At 69.8% G+C, this 14,230-nt stretch carries 13 protein-coding genes; 7 read left to right on the plus strand and 6 right to left on the minus strand.

Going from position 1 to position 14,230, the window contains the following annotated elements:
- Nucleotides 1-49 precede the first annotated feature (49 nt).
- The 3 genes from PQB87_RS17075 to fliE all read right to left on the minus strand — a co-directional run bounded on the left by PQB87_RS17075 (nucleotide 50) and on the right by fliE (nucleotide 1,383).
- A complete protein-coding gene (locus tag PQB87_RS17075; RefSeq protein WP_021164035.1) occupies nucleotides 50-382 on the minus strand; it encodes a flagellar protein FliT in 333 nt (110 codons plus the stop codon).
- Nucleotides 379-813, minus strand: coding sequence for a flagellar export chaperone FliS (fliS, locus tag PQB87_RS17080; RefSeq protein WP_021164034.1), 435 nt, complete (start codon nucleotides 811-813; stop codon nucleotides 379-381). Before fliS ends, PQB87_RS17075 begins: the two co-directional genes overlap by 4 nt.
- A gap of 225 nt (nucleotides 814-1,038) precedes the next feature.
- Nucleotides 1,039-1,383, minus strand: coding sequence for a flagellar hook-basal body complex protein FliE (gene fliE, locus PQB87_RS17085; protein ID WP_021164033.1), 345 nt, complete (start codon nucleotides 1,381-1,383; stop codon nucleotides 1,039-1,041).
- Nucleotides 1,384-1,632: 249 nt separating this feature from the next.
- Between fliE and fliF the strand changes: the two genes are divergently transcribed.
- From fliF to PQB87_RS17115, 6 genes are read left to right on the plus strand one after another with little or no spacing between them, the layout of a single operon-like run.
- Nucleotides 1,633-3,396 (plus strand): flagellar basal-body MS-ring/collar protein FliF, encoded by a 1,764-nt coding sequence (gene fliF, locus PQB87_RS17090; protein WP_048026708.1) that lies wholly within the window; start codon nucleotides 1,633-1,635, stop codon nucleotides 3,394-3,396.
- Nucleotides 3,386-4,381 (plus strand): flagellar motor switch protein FliG, encoded by a 996-nt coding sequence (gene fliG / locus PQB87_RS17095; RefSeq protein WP_027788887.1) that lies wholly within the window; start codon nucleotides 3,386-3,388, stop codon nucleotides 4,379-4,381. Before fliF ends, fliG begins: the two co-directional genes overlap by 11 nt.
- Nucleotides 4,374-5,057: a flagellar assembly protein FliH gene (gene fliH / locus PQB87_RS17100; protein WP_489242412.1), complete on the plus strand. Its 684-nt coding sequence runs from the start codon at nucleotides 4,374-4,376 to the stop codon at nucleotides 5,055-5,057. The genes fliG and fliH overlap by 8 nt, the downstream gene beginning before the upstream one ends.
- Nucleotides 5,051-6,619, plus strand: coding sequence for a flagellar protein export ATPase FliI (fliI, locus tag PQB87_RS17105; RefSeq protein WP_175831682.1), 1,569 nt, complete (start codon nucleotides 5,051-5,053; stop codon nucleotides 6,617-6,619). Before fliH ends, fliI begins: the two co-directional genes overlap by 7 nt.
- A gap of 5 nt (nucleotides 6,620-6,624) precedes the next feature.
- Nucleotides 6,625-7,083 carry a flagellar export protein FliJ gene (gene fliJ / locus PQB87_RS17110; protein ID WP_021163734.1) on the plus strand — a complete coding sequence of 153 codons (459 nt, stop codon included), beginning with the start codon at nucleotides 6,625-6,627 and terminating at the stop codon, nucleotides 7,081-7,083.
- Nucleotides 7,084-7,113: 30 nt separating this feature from the next.
- Nucleotides 7,114-8,460 carry a flagellar hook-length control protein FliK gene (locus PQB87_RS17115; protein WP_489242413.1) on the plus strand — a complete coding sequence of 449 codons (1,347 nt, stop codon included), beginning with the start codon at nucleotides 7,114-7,116 and terminating at the stop codon, nucleotides 8,458-8,460.
- A 27-nt stretch (nucleotides 8,461-8,487) separates the two neighbouring features.
- Here the strand turns inward: PQB87_RS17115 and PQB87_RS17120 are convergent, their stop codons facing one another.
- Nucleotides 8,488-10,128: a GMC family oxidoreductase gene (locus tag PQB87_RS17120; protein ID WP_027788884.1), complete on the minus strand. Its 1,641-nt coding sequence runs from the start codon at nucleotides 10,126-10,128 to the stop codon at nucleotides 8,488-8,490.
- A gap of 725 nt (nucleotides 10,129-10,853) precedes the next feature.
- Between PQB87_RS17120 and PQB87_RS17125 the strand changes: the two genes are divergently transcribed.
- Entirely contained in the window at nucleotides 10,854-12,296 is a 1,443-nt protein-coding gene (locus PQB87_RS17125) for a coniferyl aldehyde dehydrogenase (RefSeq protein ID WP_059853221.1), read from the plus strand.
- Between the two features lie 81 nt (nucleotides 12,297-12,377).
- Here PQB87_RS17125 and PQB87_RS17130 read toward each other — a convergent pair whose 3' ends face one another.
- Both PQB87_RS17130 and PQB87_RS17135 read right to left on the minus strand, forming a co-directional pair.
- Entirely contained in the window at nucleotides 12,378-13,400 is a 1,023-nt protein-coding gene (locus PQB87_RS17130) for a serine/threonine protein kinase (RefSeq protein WP_404824643.1), read from the minus strand.
- Between the two features lie 56 nt (nucleotides 13,401-13,456).
- The gene (locus PQB87_RS17135; RefSeq protein WP_004198969.1) at nucleotides 13,457-13,669 is read right to left on the minus strand and encodes a hypothetical protein; all 213 of its coding nucleotides are present in this window, start codon (nucleotides 13,667-13,669) and stop codon (nucleotides 13,457-13,459) included.
- Between the last annotated feature and the right edge of the window lie 561 nt (nucleotides 13,670-14,230).

Raw genomic sequence — 14,230 nt, forward strand, 5'->3', positions numbered from 1 at the left:
TGCGCCCCGCGCCCGTCTCCCCGCTTCCCGGCTTCCCTGGAAACGGGCCCTACCCGCGCGCGCGGTAGAGATCGGTCAATACCTTGGTCGAGCGCCGCGCCTCGAACAGCGCGGACAGCCGCGCGACGTCCGGGCTCGCGAGGTCGCGGATCGCGGCGTCGTCGGCCAGGATGCGGCGGATCAGGTCGAGCTTGCGGCCGAGATCCGATTCGTCGAGCACGACGCCCGGATCGGCTTCCTTCAGCCCGTCGACGAGTGCCATGAATTCGGCCTGCAACCCCGGCAACGCGCTCCAGTCGGCGCTGCGGGCGGCGCCCAGCATCCGGCCCGACACGGCGGCGAGCGCCTCGTAACGTGCGAAGTATTCGGCCTTGCGATTCATCTCGATGCTTCCACTGCCTGTTGCGCGGCCATCCGCGCGACTTCCGGGGCGATCCCCGTCCATGCTTCCTCGAGCGTCGCGAGCAGCCCGTCGACCTCGACCAGCATCGCGTCGCTCGCCTGCGCGTTCGCTTCCAGCAGACGCCGGCCGATATACGCATACAGCGCGTCCAGCCGCTCCGCGATCTCGCCGCCCGCGTCGCGGTTCAGCGACGCCTTCAACCCGCTCTCGACGATCCGGATCGCCTTGCCGATCGCATCGCCGCGCGCGGACACATTGCCCTGCTGCAAATGCATGCGCGCCAGCGCAACCGCCTGCCGCGCGCCCTGGTACAGCATCGCGATCAAACGGTGCGGGGAGGCGCCCATCACCCCCGTCTCGACGCCGACACGCGCGTATGCACTGGCTCCAGCGTGTCCTGGGGAAAACATGCGCTTCTCCTTGTTATGCCTTGGCTATACGGGAACCGCCGCCGTGCATCGCACGACGCGGCCTTCACCGGAGTTATCGGAAGGGATTTGAAAAGCTTTAGGCAGGCGTGGCCTGCCGCCGGGGCGCCGAAGGCGCCGGCCCGGAGGCCTTCCCTGAACAACTTTCGCCGGATGGCCGCCCCCGGGTGCCCGTGGCCGGGTACCCGTCCCCGGATGCCCGCCGCGTCACACCGACATCTGCATGATGTCGTTGTAAGCGCTCACCAGCTTGTTGCGGACCTGGAGCCCGAACTGGAAGCCGATGTTGGCTTTCTGCATGTCGACCATCACGTCGTTCAGCGAGACGTTCGGCGCGCCGACCTCGAACGCCTGCGCCTCGCCGAGCGCGTGCTGCTGGTCGCCGCTGATCTTGTCGAGCGACGCCTTCATCGCGCTCGCGAACGTGCCGGCCGTCGCCGCGCCCGAACCGGCCAGCGCTGCCGTCGGGCTCGCGACGCCGCCGGACGCCTGCGCGGCCATCGACTGCATCTGTTGCAACACCGAACCGATTCCGCTGACGTTCGCAGTCATGCTGTCCCCAAAACTGAGAGAAGAGACCCGGCGCACCGGGCGTTTCCGCCGGCGCCGCACCACGCGCACCATGCCGGATCGCGAAAAAGGATAGCAGCGCGCCGCGCGTCAAAGCCGAGAAAGTACGGGGGAAACCCCGCTCTTTTCAGTCGATCGGAACCGGGCCCGGGTCACGATAATCGCATCGTGTCATTGTCCGCCCGCTCGTCCGAGCGAGCTCAGTCGTCCCGCTCCGGAGAAACTCGACGCATGGATTCGCAGGCCAACTCGCTGATCAACCCAGACGCCCGCGCGGGCCTCGCCAGCCCGGCGCCCGGCGCCGCCGCGGCCGCCGCGTTGCCGGGCGCGGGTGGCGCAGGCGCGGACTTCGGGCTTGGCGGCTTCGCGGAACGCATTCCCGGCATCTCGCGGATGAAGGGCAACCCGAAGCTGCCGTTCCTGATCGCCGTCGCGTTCGCGGTCGCCGTGATCACCGCGCTCGTGCTGTGGAGCCGCGCGCCCGACTATCGCGTGCTGTACAGCAACCTGTCGGATCGCGACGGCGGCGCGATCATCGCCGCGCTCCAGCAGGCAAACGTTCCCTACAAGTTCGCCGATGCCGGCGGCGCGATCCTCGTGCCGTCGAACCAGGTACATGAAACGCGCCTGAAGCTCGCCGCGATGGGGCTGCCGAAGGGCGGCTCGGTCGGCTTCGAGCTGATGGACAACCAGAAGTTCGGCATCAGCCAGTTCGCCGAGCAGATCAACTACCAGCGCGCGCTCGAAGGCGAGCTGCAGCGCACCATCGAATCGATCAACGCCGTGCGCGGCGCGCGCGTGCATCTCGCGATCCCGAAGCCGTCGGTGTTCGTGCGCGACAAGGAAGCGCCGAGCGCGTCGGTGTTCGTCGACCTCTACCCGGGCCGCGTGCTCGACGAGGGCCAGGTGCAGGCGATCACGCGGATGGTGTCGTCCGGCGTGCCCGACATGCCCGCGAAGAACGTGACGATCGTCGACCAGGACGGCAACCTGCTGACCCAGACCGCCTCGGCATCCGGCCTCGACGCGAGCCAGCTCAAGTACGTGCAGCAGGTCGAGCACAACACGCAGAAGCGCATCGACGCGATCCTCGCGCCGATCTTCGGCACGGGCAACGCGCGCTCGCAGGTCAGCGCGGACCTCGATTTCTCGAAGGTCGAGCAGACGTCGGAAAGCTACGGCCCGAACGGCAATCCGCAGCAATCCGCGATCCGCAGCCAGCAGACCAGCAGCGCGACCGAGCTCGCGCAGGGCGGCGCGTCGGGCGTGCCGGGCGCGTTGTCGAACACGCCGCCGCAGCCGGCGTCCGCGCCGATCGTCGCCGGCAACGGCCAGAACGCGCCGCAGACGACGCCCGTGAGCGACCGCAAGGACCAGACGACCAACTACGAGCTCGACAAGACGATCCGTCACCTCGAGCAGCCGATGGGCAGCGTGAAGCGGCTGTCGGTCGCGGTCGTCGTCAACTACCAGCCGGTCGCCGACGCGAAGGGCCACGTGACGATGCAGCCGCTGCCGCCGGCGAAGCTCGCGCAGGTCGAACAGCTCGTGAAGGATGCGATGGGCTACGACGCGAAGCGCGGCGACTCGGTGAACGTCGTGAACAGCGCGTTCTCGACCGCGAGCGACCCGTACGCCGACCTGCCGTGGTGGCGCCAGCCCGACATGATCGCGATGGCGAAGGAAGCCGCGAAGTGGCTCGGCATCGCGGCGGCTGCGGCGGCGCTCTACTTCATGTTCGTGCGCCCGGCGATGCGCCGCGCGTTCCCGCCGCCCGAGCCGGTCGCGGCGGCGCTCGCCGCGCCGGAAGATCCGGTCGCGCTCGACGGCCTGCCGGCGCCGGAGAAGGCCGAAGAACCCGACGCGCTGCTGCTCGGTTTCGAAAGCGAAAAGAACCGTTACGAACGCAACCTCGACTACGCGCGCTCGATCGCCCGCCAGGATCCGAAGATCGTCGCCACCGTCGTGAAGAACTGGGTGTCCGATGAACGCTGAAGGCTTGACCAAGAGCGCGCTGCTGCTGATGTCGATCGGCGAGGAAGAGGCCGCGCAGGTATTCAAGTTCCTCGCGCCGCGCGAGGTCCAGAAGATCGGCGCCGCGATGGCCGCGCTGAAGAACGTCACGCGCGAGCAGGTCGAGGACGTGCTGCAGGAATTCGCGAAGGAAGCGGAGCAGCACACCGCGCTGTCGCTCGATTCGAGCGACTACATCCGCTCGGTGCTGACCAAGGCGCTCGGCGAGGACAAGGCCGGCGTGCTGATCGACCGCATCCTGCAGGGCAGCGACACGAGCGGCATCGAGGGCCTGAAGTGGATGGACTCGGGCGCGGTGGCAGAACTGATCAAGAACGAGCATCCGCAGATCATCGCGACGATCCTCGTGCACCTCGACCGCGACCAGGCATCCGAGATCGCGTCGTGCTTCACCGAACGCCTGCGTAACGACGTGATGCTGCGGATCGCGACGCTCGACGGCATCCAGCCGGCCGCGCTGCGCGAACTCGACGACGTGCTGACGGGCCTGCTGTCCGGCAGCGACAACCTGAAGCGCAGCCCGATGGGCGGCATCCGCACCGCGGCCGAGATCCTGAACTTCATGACCAGCGTGCATGAGGAAGGCGTGCTCGAAAGCGTGCGCCAGTACGACGCGGATCTCGCGCAGAAGATCGTCGACCAGATGTTCGTGTTCGAGAACCTGCTCGACCTCGAGGACCGCGCGATCCAGATGGTGCTCAAGGAAGTCGAGTCGGAAACGCTGATCATCGCGCTGAAGGGCGCGCCGCCCGCGCTGCGCCAGAAGTTCCTCGCGAACATGTCGCAGCGCGCGGCCGAACTGCTCGCCGAGGATCTCGACGCGCGCGGCCCGGTACGCGTGTCCGAAGTCGAGACGCAGCAGCGCCGCATCCTGCAGATCGTGCGCAACCTGGCCGAGAGCGGCGCGATCGCGATCGGCGGCAAGGCGGAAGACGCGTATGTCTGATTCGGCGAGCGATCGCGCGGGCACCCTCACCGCCTACCAGCGGTGGGAGATGGCGTCGTTCGACCCGCCGCCGCCCCCGCCGCCGCCCGACGACGCGGCAGCGGCCGCCGCCGCGCTCGCCGAGGACCTGCAGCGCGTGCGCGACGCCGCGCACGCCGAAGGCCATGCGGCCGGCCATGTCGAAGGCCAGGCGCTCGGCTACCAGGCCGGTTTCGAGCAGGGCCGCGCACAGGGGTTCGAAGCCGGCCAGGCCGACGCGCGCGAACAGGCCGCGCAGCTCGCGGCGCTCGCCGCGTCGTTCCACGAGGCCGTGTCGAGCGTCGAGCACGATCTGGCCGCCGACATCGCGCAGCTCGCGCTCGACATCGCGCAACAGGTCGTGCGTCAGCACGTGAAGCACGACCCGGCCGCGCTCGTCGCGGCCGTGCGCGACGTGCTCGCGGCCGAACCCGCGCTGTCCGGCGCACCGCATCTCGCGGTGAATCCAGCCGACCTGCCCGTCGTCGAAGCCTACCTGCAGGACGATCTCGATACGCTCGGCTGGAACGTACGCACCGACGCGTCGATCGAGCGCGGCGGCTGCCGCGCGCACGCCGCGACCGGCGAGGTCGACGCGACGCTGCCCACGCGCTGGCAGCGCGTCGCCGCCGCGATCGGCAAGGTGAGCACGTGGTGACGCGGCCGCCCGAAGCGCTCGCGCACGACGGCCTGACGCCGCTCGAACGCGAACTCGCGCTCGCGTCGTTCGGCCCCGACGCCGCACACGACACGCATGACGCACACCCGCACGGCGCCGCCGCAGCGGCCGACGCTTCCGGCGCCACGCCGCCCGCCGGGCACGCGCCGCGCGCGCCGCACAACCCGCATCTCGCGCACTGGCGCACGCACCTGAACGGCCTCGCCGCGCGCAGCCATCGCGCGCTGCCGCTGCGCCCGTGCGGCCGCCTGACGCGCGCGGCCGGCCTCGTGCTCGAGGCGATCGGGCTGCGCCTGTCGGTCGGCGCCGAATGCACGATCGAACTGCCGCCCGGCAGCACGCTGCCGCACGCGGAAGCGGAAGTCGTCGGCTTCGCCGGCGACCGCCTGTTCCTGATGCCGACCACCGACGTCGCCGGCGTGCTGCCCGGTGCGCGCGTCTGGCCCCGCGAAACCGCGCCGGTGGCCGATCCGCTCGCGGGCGCGAAGCGTTTGCCGGTCGGCTGGGAGATGCTCGGGCGCGTCGTCGACGCGTCGGGCCGCCCGCTCGACGGCCTCGGCCCGCTCACGTCGAAGGTCGACGCGCCGCTGTCGGCGCCGTCGATCAACCCGCTCGAGCGCGAACCGATCCACCACGTGCTCGACGTCGGCGTGCGTGCGATCAACGCGCTGCTCACCGTCGGCCGCGGCCAGCGGATGGGCCTGTTCGCCGGCTCCGGCGTCGGCAAGTCGGTGCTGCTCGGCACGATGGCGCGCTACACGAGCGCGGAAGTGATCGTGATCGGGCTGATCGGAGAACGCGGCCGCGAAGTGAAGGAGTTCATCGAACAGATCCTCGGCGAGGACGGGCTCGCACGCTCGGTCGTCGTCGCGGCGCCGGCCGACGTATCGCCGCTGCTGCGGATGCAGGGCGCGGCCTATGCGACGTCGCTCGCCGAGTATTTCCGCGACCAGGGCAAGCACGTGCTGCTGCTGATGGATTCGCTGACGCGCTACGCGATGGCGCAGCGCGAGATCGCGCTCGCGATCGGCGAGCCGCCCGCGACCAAGGGTTACCCGCCGTCGGTGTTCGCGAAGCTGCCGGCGCTCGTCGAGCGCACCGGCAACGGGCCGGAGGGCGGCGGCTCGATCACCGCGTTCTACACGGTGCTGACCGAAGGCGACGACCAGCAGGACCCGATCGCCGATTCGGCGCGCGCGATCCTCGACGGCCACGTCGTGCTGTCGCGTGCGCTTGCCGAGGCCGGCCACTATCCGGCGATCGACATCGAGGCGTCGATCAGCCGCGCGATGACCGCGCTGATCGACGAAACGCATCTCGACCACGTCCGGCAGTTCAAGCAGATGCTGTCGCGCTACCAGCGCAATCGCGACCTGATCGCGGTCGGCGCGTACGCGCCCGGCCGCGACGCGCAGCTCGACCGCGCGATCGCGCTCTATCCGCGCATCGAGGCGTTCCTCCAGCAGGGCTTTCGCGAATGCGCGCCGTTCGCGTCGAGCCTCGCCGGGCTCGATGCACTGTTCGACGCTTACGGAGGCTGATCCAGATGGCTCACGGCTTTCCCCTTCAGTTGCTGCTCGACCGCGCGCAGGACGACCTCGACTCGGCCGCGAAGCAGCTCGGCACCGCGCAGCGCGACCGCACCGCGGCCGCCGAGCAGCTCGACGCGCTGCTGCGCTACCGCGACGAATACCACGCGCGCTTCTCGCAATCCGCCCAGCACGGGATGCCGGCCGGCAACTGGCGCAATTTCCAGGCGTTCATCGACACGCTCGACGCCGCGATCGCACAGCAGCGCAGCGTGCTGGCCGCGGCCGAAGTCCGTATCGACGAAGCACGCCCGAACTGGCAACAGAAGAAACGCACCGTCGGCTCGTATGAAATCCTGCAGGCGCGCGGCGTCGCGCAGGAAGCGAAGCGCGAAGCCCGGCGCGAGCAGCGCGATGCCGACGAACACGCCGCGAAGATCCTGCGCATGCGGGCCGACGCGGCCCGTTCGTCGTAACCGACCACCGCATTCGAACGAGAGAACGTCATGCCTCCCCTGCCCCTGCTCGGCGCGCTGCTCGACACCGCCGGCACCGCACTCCAGGCCGCCCGCGGCTCGGGTTCGTCCGGCGCCGCCGCCGGCAACGATGCCACGGCCGCCGTGCCGTTCGCGCAGACGCTGAAGCAAAGCGTCGTCACGCGTCGCGATTCGTCGAATGCCGGCGTGCCGGATGCTTCGACGAAACAGGCTTCGTCGAAGCCGGCCGCCGGCACGAAGCCGTCCGCGACCGATGACGACGACGCAACCGACGATACGACCACGAACGCCGCCGCCAACCCCGACGCCGCCGCGCTCGCGGCCGCCGCGGCCGTGCAGGCGCAACTGCAGGCGCGCATGGACAACGCGGCGCCGGTCGATCCGGCTGCCGCCGCCGCCGCTGCACAAAAGGCGGCCGTGTCCGGCCAGCCCGATGCCACGGCCACGCTGGCGGATCACGCGGCCGCGGACACCGCCGCGGCCGCCCAGCCGGCCGCGCCCGCGTCGGGCCGCGATGCGCTGCAGACCGCGCTCGACAGGCTGACGGGCGGCTCGGGCGCGATCGCGATGCCCGCGGCCGGCGCGACCGCGTCGGCATCGGCATCGACCGCATCGACCGGCGCCGCCGCACCGCTGACACCGAAGGTCCCGACCTTCGACCGCACCCTCGCCGACGCGAAGGGGGCGCTCGCGACCCAGCAAACGCCGGCGCAGGCCACCGCGCAGGCGCTGCAGGCCAACGCGAACGCGCAGTCGGGCGAGCAGCACGCGCTCGCGGCAGCCGGCGACGCGACGGATCCGGCCGCCAGCGCGACGCTCGCGGCCGGCGCAACGGCGGCGGCCGCGACACAGGCGAACCTGCAGTTGTCGCCGGCCGCGGGGGCGATCGCCGCGGCGAACGCGCACGTGCTCGCCCCGCACGTCGGCACCCCGGACTGGACGGACGCGCTGAGCCAGAAGGTCGTGTTCCTGTCGAATGCGCACCAGCAGAGCGCCGAACTGACGCTCAACCCGCCCGATCTCGGGCCGCTGCAGGTCGTGCTGCGTGTCGCGGACAATCACGCGCACGCGCTGTTCGTGTCGCAGCACGCGCAGGTGCGCGACGCGGTCGAAGCCGCGCTGCCGAAGCTGCGCGAAGCGATGGAATCGGGCGGGCTCGGCCTGGGCAGCGCGACCGTCAGCGACGGCGGCTTCGCTTCGCAGCAGCAGAACCCGCAATCGTCCTTCGCCGGCGGGCAGTCGTCGCGGCGCGGGAGCGGCGGATCGTCAGCCGTCGATGCACCGGTCGACGCTGCGCAATCCGCACCGGTCGCCGCGAGCGTGAGCCGCGCCGGCCTCGTCGATACGTTTGCCTGAGCATGACTGCCCGCGTGCGCGCGCCGTTCAGCGGCCGTGCACCGCGGCAGCCGCCTCGCCGCGCGACACACCGCCCTTGCGCGCCGCGACGATGAAGTCCGCCGCGCGTTCGCCGATCATCACCGACGGCGCATTCGTGTTCCCGCCGACCAGCGTCGGCATCACCGACGCGTCCACCACGCGCAATCCTTCGACGCCGCGCACGCGCAGTTGCGGATCGACGACCGCGTGCGCGTCCGACCCCATCCGGCAGGTGCCGACCGGGTGGTAGATCGTGTCGGCATGCTCGACGATCGTCTTGCGCAGCTCCGCTTCGCTCTGGTCCGCCCGCGTGTACAGCTCGCGCCCGCCCTGCGACGCGAGCGGCGCCTGCGACAGGATCCTGCGCATCGCCTGCGTGCCCCGCACGAGCAGGTCGAGATCGCGCGAATCGCTGAAGAAGCGCGGATCGATCAGCGGTGCGTCACGCGCATCGCCGGTCGCGAGCGTCACCGTGCCGCGGCTGAACGGCCGCAGCGCGCACACGTGCAGCGAATAGCCGAAGCCCCAGTGCATCTTGCGGTTGTGGTCGTCCACGAGCGCCGTGCAGAAATGCAGCTGCAGGTCGGGGCGCTCGAGCGACGGATCGCTCTTGATGAAGCCGCCGGCCTCCGCGACGTTGCTCGTCATCATCCCGGTGCGGCTCGAGAAATAGCGCGCGAGCGCGGGCGTCATCTTCGCGATCCCGCGCAGGCACACGCCGACCAGCTCCGACGAATTCACGCGCGTGTTGATGATGAAGTCGATGTGGTCGATCAGGTTCGTGCCGACGTCCGGCGCATCCTGCACGACGGCGATCCCGTGCCGGCGCAGTTGCTCGGCCGGGCCGATTCCCGAGCACATCAGCAGTTGCGGCGAATTGAACGCGCCGGCCGACAGGATCACTTCCGCGCGCGCGTCGAGCGTCTCGACGCGCCCGTTGCGCGCGACCGCGACGCCGGCCGCGCGCTTGCCGTCGAACGTGACGCGCAGCACCGTCGCATCGGTGATCACGTGCAGGTTCGGCCGGTTGCGGCCGTAGATATACGCACGCGCGACGCTGCAGCGCGAGCCGTCGCGATGCGTGACCTGATAGAAGCCGACGCCTTCCTGCGTCGCGCCGTTGAAGTCGTCGTTCAGCGGATAGCCGGCCGCATGCGCGGCCTGGATGAATCGTTCGGAGAACGGATTGCGAAAGCGCAGATCCGACACCGACAGCGGGCCGTCCGCGCCGTGCCACGCATCGGCGCCACGTTCGTTGCCTTCCGCGCGCCGGAAATACGGCAGCACGTCCTGCCAGCCCCAGCCCGTCGCGCCGAGCTGCGCCCATTCGTCGTAGTCGCCCGGGTGGCCGCGCGTGTAGATCATCGCGTTGATCGCGCTCGACCCGCCCATCCCGCGCCCGCGCGGCTGGTAGCCGCGCCGCCCGCCGAGGCCCGGCTGCGGCACCGTCTCGTAGCCGTAGTTCGTGCCGAGCTTGAACGGTACCAGCGCCGCGATGCCGACCGGCATGTTGACCAGCAGGTTGCGCTCCGTATGCGAGCCGGCCTCGATCAGCGCGATCGTCGCATCGGGGCAGGCATCGGCGAGACGGCCTGCCAGGCTCGACCCGCCCGACCCGCCGCCTACGATGATGTAGTCGTATTGCATGTCACGTCTCCGTCGTCTCATGGAAGGCGCCCGGCACCGCCGCGCGACCGCGTCTTTGTAGTGTTCGGGCATTGTAGGAATCGCCACCGTGCGCGCGGCGCGCGGATTCAAGAGCGATTCCTCTAAACGCCTGCGTGAACTAAATTTAAGATGTATCGATTCGCTTTGCGCGACGCGCCGGCCACGAGAAGCCGATCCGTCGCGAAACGGGAGAGACGACGATGCAGCGCCAGGTTCTGCAGGCCGCGTGCCGACCGGGTTGTCCGGATGCGATGCGCGCAGCCCGCATTTCATTTCAAACGGCTGCCCGCGCGGAGATGCCCCGCGTCATGCGCGCAGTCGATCGAAATCGAACGGCACCTGTCGTCGCCGACCGTTTGGACGGTTTGTCGCCACGGCGGCACGATGCGCCGCGGCATGATTTGACGGCCCCGTCGCGCCGCCCCGCTTCGGTGTGCAGGCGGGCAGTCGCGCCGCGGCGTCGCGCGCCCGGCAACGGTTGCATCGCACTGCATGCCCACGCGCCGCAACACGGTTTCCGGATGCACACACCGTCGCGTGGATGCGACGCCCGCTGCACGCATGAACCGGTTTTCGAGCACACGTCGCATCCGGCCCCGCGCCGCGCGACACGCACCACCCCGATCCGCGTCGCCGCGCTCGCCGAGCGTGCGCGTGCGGCGTGACGGCCGGCCGACCAGCCAGGCCCAACTGGAGGAGACGACATGAAGAACGACCTGCCCGAACTGGCCCCGCAAGCACTGCCGTCGGTCGATGCACTGACGTCGCTGCTACGCGACCAGCGCGCGGCCTACCTGCGCGCACCGTACCCGGCTTGGGAAACGCGCGTGCAGCACTTGCGCGCGCTGCGCACGATGCTGATCGACCACGCGGACGCACTCGCCGAAGCAATCAGCGCCGATTTCGGTCATCGCGCGAAGCAGGAAGTGCTGCTGTCGGAAATCTGGATGGCGAAGGAAGAGATCGACGACGCGCTCAAGCACGGCAAGCGCTGGATGAAACCGATCCGCAAGCCGATGAACAAGTGGCTGCGCCCGGCGCGCGCGAAGGTGATTCCGCAGCCTCTCGGCGTGGTCGGCATCGTCGTACCGTGGAACTACCCGGTGCTGCTCGCGGCCGGCCCGCTGATCTGCGCGCTCGCGGCCGGCAACCGCGCGATCATCAAGATGTCCGAACTGACGCCGCGCACGTCGGCGCTGTTCGAGCAGCTCATTGCGAAGACCTTCACGCGCGACCACGTCGCGGTCGTGAACGGCGATGCTGAAGTGGGCGCCGCGTTCAGCGGCTTGCCGTTCGATCATCTGCTGTTCACCGGTTCGACGCACGTCGGCCGCCACGTGATGCGCGCGGCCGCCGACAACCTCACGCCCGTCACGCTCGAACTCGGCGGCAAGTCGCCGGCCATCGTCGGGCCGAACGCGCGCTTCGATGCGGCCGTCGACGCGATCGTCGCGGGCAAGACGCTGAACGCGGGCCAGACCTGCATTGCGCCCGACTACGTGCTGCTGCCGCGCGGGATGGAGGCCGCGTTCATCGAGCGCGCGCGGGCACGGTTCGCGAAGATGTACCCCGACCTGTCGGCCAACGGCGACTACACGACGATCGTGTCGCCGCGCCACTACGCCCGGCTGCAGCAGCTGGCCAGCGACGCGCAGGCGGCCGGCGCGCAGCTGCATCCGCTGTCCGACGCGCAATCCGATCCTGCATCGCGCCGCTTCGTGCCGTGCGCGGTCACGCAGGTGCCGGCCGCGTCGCAGCTGATGCAGGAGGAAATCTTCGGGCCGCTGCTGCCGCTCGTGCCGTATGAGCGGCTCGACGAAGCGATCGCATACGTGAATGCGCGCCCGCGTCCGCTCGCGCTCTACCTGTTCGACGAGGACGGCGGCACGATCGACCGCGTGATGCGCGAAACGATCTCGGGCGGCGTGTCGATCAACGAAACGCTGATGCACATCGCGTGCGGCAGCCTGCCGTTCGGCGGTGTCGGTGCGAGCGGCATGGGCGCCTATCACGGCTACGACGGCTTCGTGACGTTCTCGAAGATGAAGCCGGTACTCACGCAGGCGCGCCTGAACGCGCGCAACCTGCTCGCGCCGCCGTACGGCAAGCGCTTCGCCGCGCTGATCAAGCTGATGCTGAAGTTCTGAACGGACGGGATCGAACGGGCCGCGCGCATCGCGCCGCGGCCCGCCCCGACAGGCCGCGCGGCGCCGGTGCCGCGCGTGCCGTCATACGGGCCAGAGCGGCCCTTCCTGCATCGCGCCGATCTGCTCGCGCAACTCGAGCACGCGTGCTTCCCAGTAGCGGTGCGTGTTGAACCACGGGAACGCGGCGGGAAAGGCGGGATCGTCCCAGCGCCGCGCGAGCCATGCCGCGTAGTGGATCAGCCGCAACGTGCGCAGCGCTTCGACGAGATGCAACTCGCGCGGCTCGAATTCGCAGAAATCCTCGTAGCCGGCCAGCAGGTCCGCGAGCGCCCGCGACGCGCCTTCGCGATCGCCCGGCAACAGCAGCCACAGATCCTGGATCGCGGGCGCCATCCGGCTGTCGTCGAAGTCGACGAAGTGCGGGCCGGCATCGGTCCACAGCACGTTGCTCGGATGACAGTCGCCGTGCGTGCGCAGCAGGCGGATCTCGCCCGCCCGCTCGAACGCGGCCTCGACGCCTTCGAGCGCGAGCGTCACGGCGGTCTCATACGCGGGCCGCACATCGACCGGAATGAAATCGTGCGCGAGCAGGTAGTCGCGCGGCTCGTAGCCGAACGTACCGATATCGAGCACGGGACGCGCGACATACGGCTGCGTCGCGCCGACCGCATGGATCCGGCCGATGAAGCGGCCGAGCCATTCGAGCGTGTCGCTGCGGTCGAGGTCAGGTGCGCGGCCGCCGCGCCGCTCGAAGATCGAGAAGCGGAAACCGTCGAACGCATGCAGCGTGCGGCCGTCGAATGCGCGCGCGGGCACCGCCGGAATCTCGCGCGCGGCGAGCTCGGCGACGAACGCGTGCTCTTCGAGGATCGCTTCGTCCGACCAGCGGGCCGGACGGTAGAACTTCGCGACGACCGGCGGGCCGTCTTCGATGCCCACCTGATACACGCGGTTTTCGTAGCTGTTGAGCGCGAGCAGGCGCCCGTCGGTGCGCAGGCCGGCCGGCATCAGCACGCTGTCGAGCGCATCGAGCACGCACTCGGGCGTGAGTCCGGCGAACGGCGGGCCGGCGGGAGAAGCGGGAGCGGAAGTGACGTCTTTCATGCCCCGCATTGTGCCGCCAGCCGGGCCGAAAGACGAGCGCCCGGTGCGGCGTACGCTCAGTGAAGCGCCGCGCCGGCCGGCAGCACGGATTCGCCGGTGTCGATCAGGTCCTCGAGAAAGAACGGCTCGGTGTTGAGTTCCTTCGACTCGCCCGGTACGCCCGCGTACCAGGTCACCATGGCCATGTCGCCCAGGATGCGCTGGACGATGCCGCGTGCGCCCTTCGGCACAGCGATATGGGTAGTGCAGACAATCGACCCGACATGCATGATGGTTCCCCACTCTTGACTCTTGAAACCCGGCTCGGTGACGAGCCGGCAAATGCACGATCCGCGCGCTCTCGTCGGAGCGTTGCGCGTAATCCCATTGTTCACGGTTTATCGAAGCGCGAAAAGAAGAAGAAGCAGGCGAAGTGCCGCGAATTCGTCGAATGTCTCCAATCAACCACTGCGCCGGACAGGCGCTTGCCCGCCCGGTTACCCCCATCATACCCTGTCGAATGTGACTGCCCGCCGAATCCGCGTCGGCACCGCGACGCGCCCGTGACGCATGCCGCGCGCGCATCGCGGGCCCGCTGCCGCATCACCGGGAAATTTCGCGCGACCGCCGTAGCCGATCGACGCCTCGCCGTCATCGCCTTCCCCGTACCTCGAACGCAACCGGCACGACGACGGTTGCGCACGCACCGCCCGCATCGCCGCGGGCTTCACCGCACGCCGCGCTGCGTCATGCGATGCCACCGACAGTGGTTGCGTCCGATGCCGGCCTTGCGGTACCTTTGATGCTCATTCGCGTTCCAGCGCATTCCGATCCGATGCATCCGCTCACGT

The organism is Burkholderia sp. KL41 (assembly GCF_057005415.2).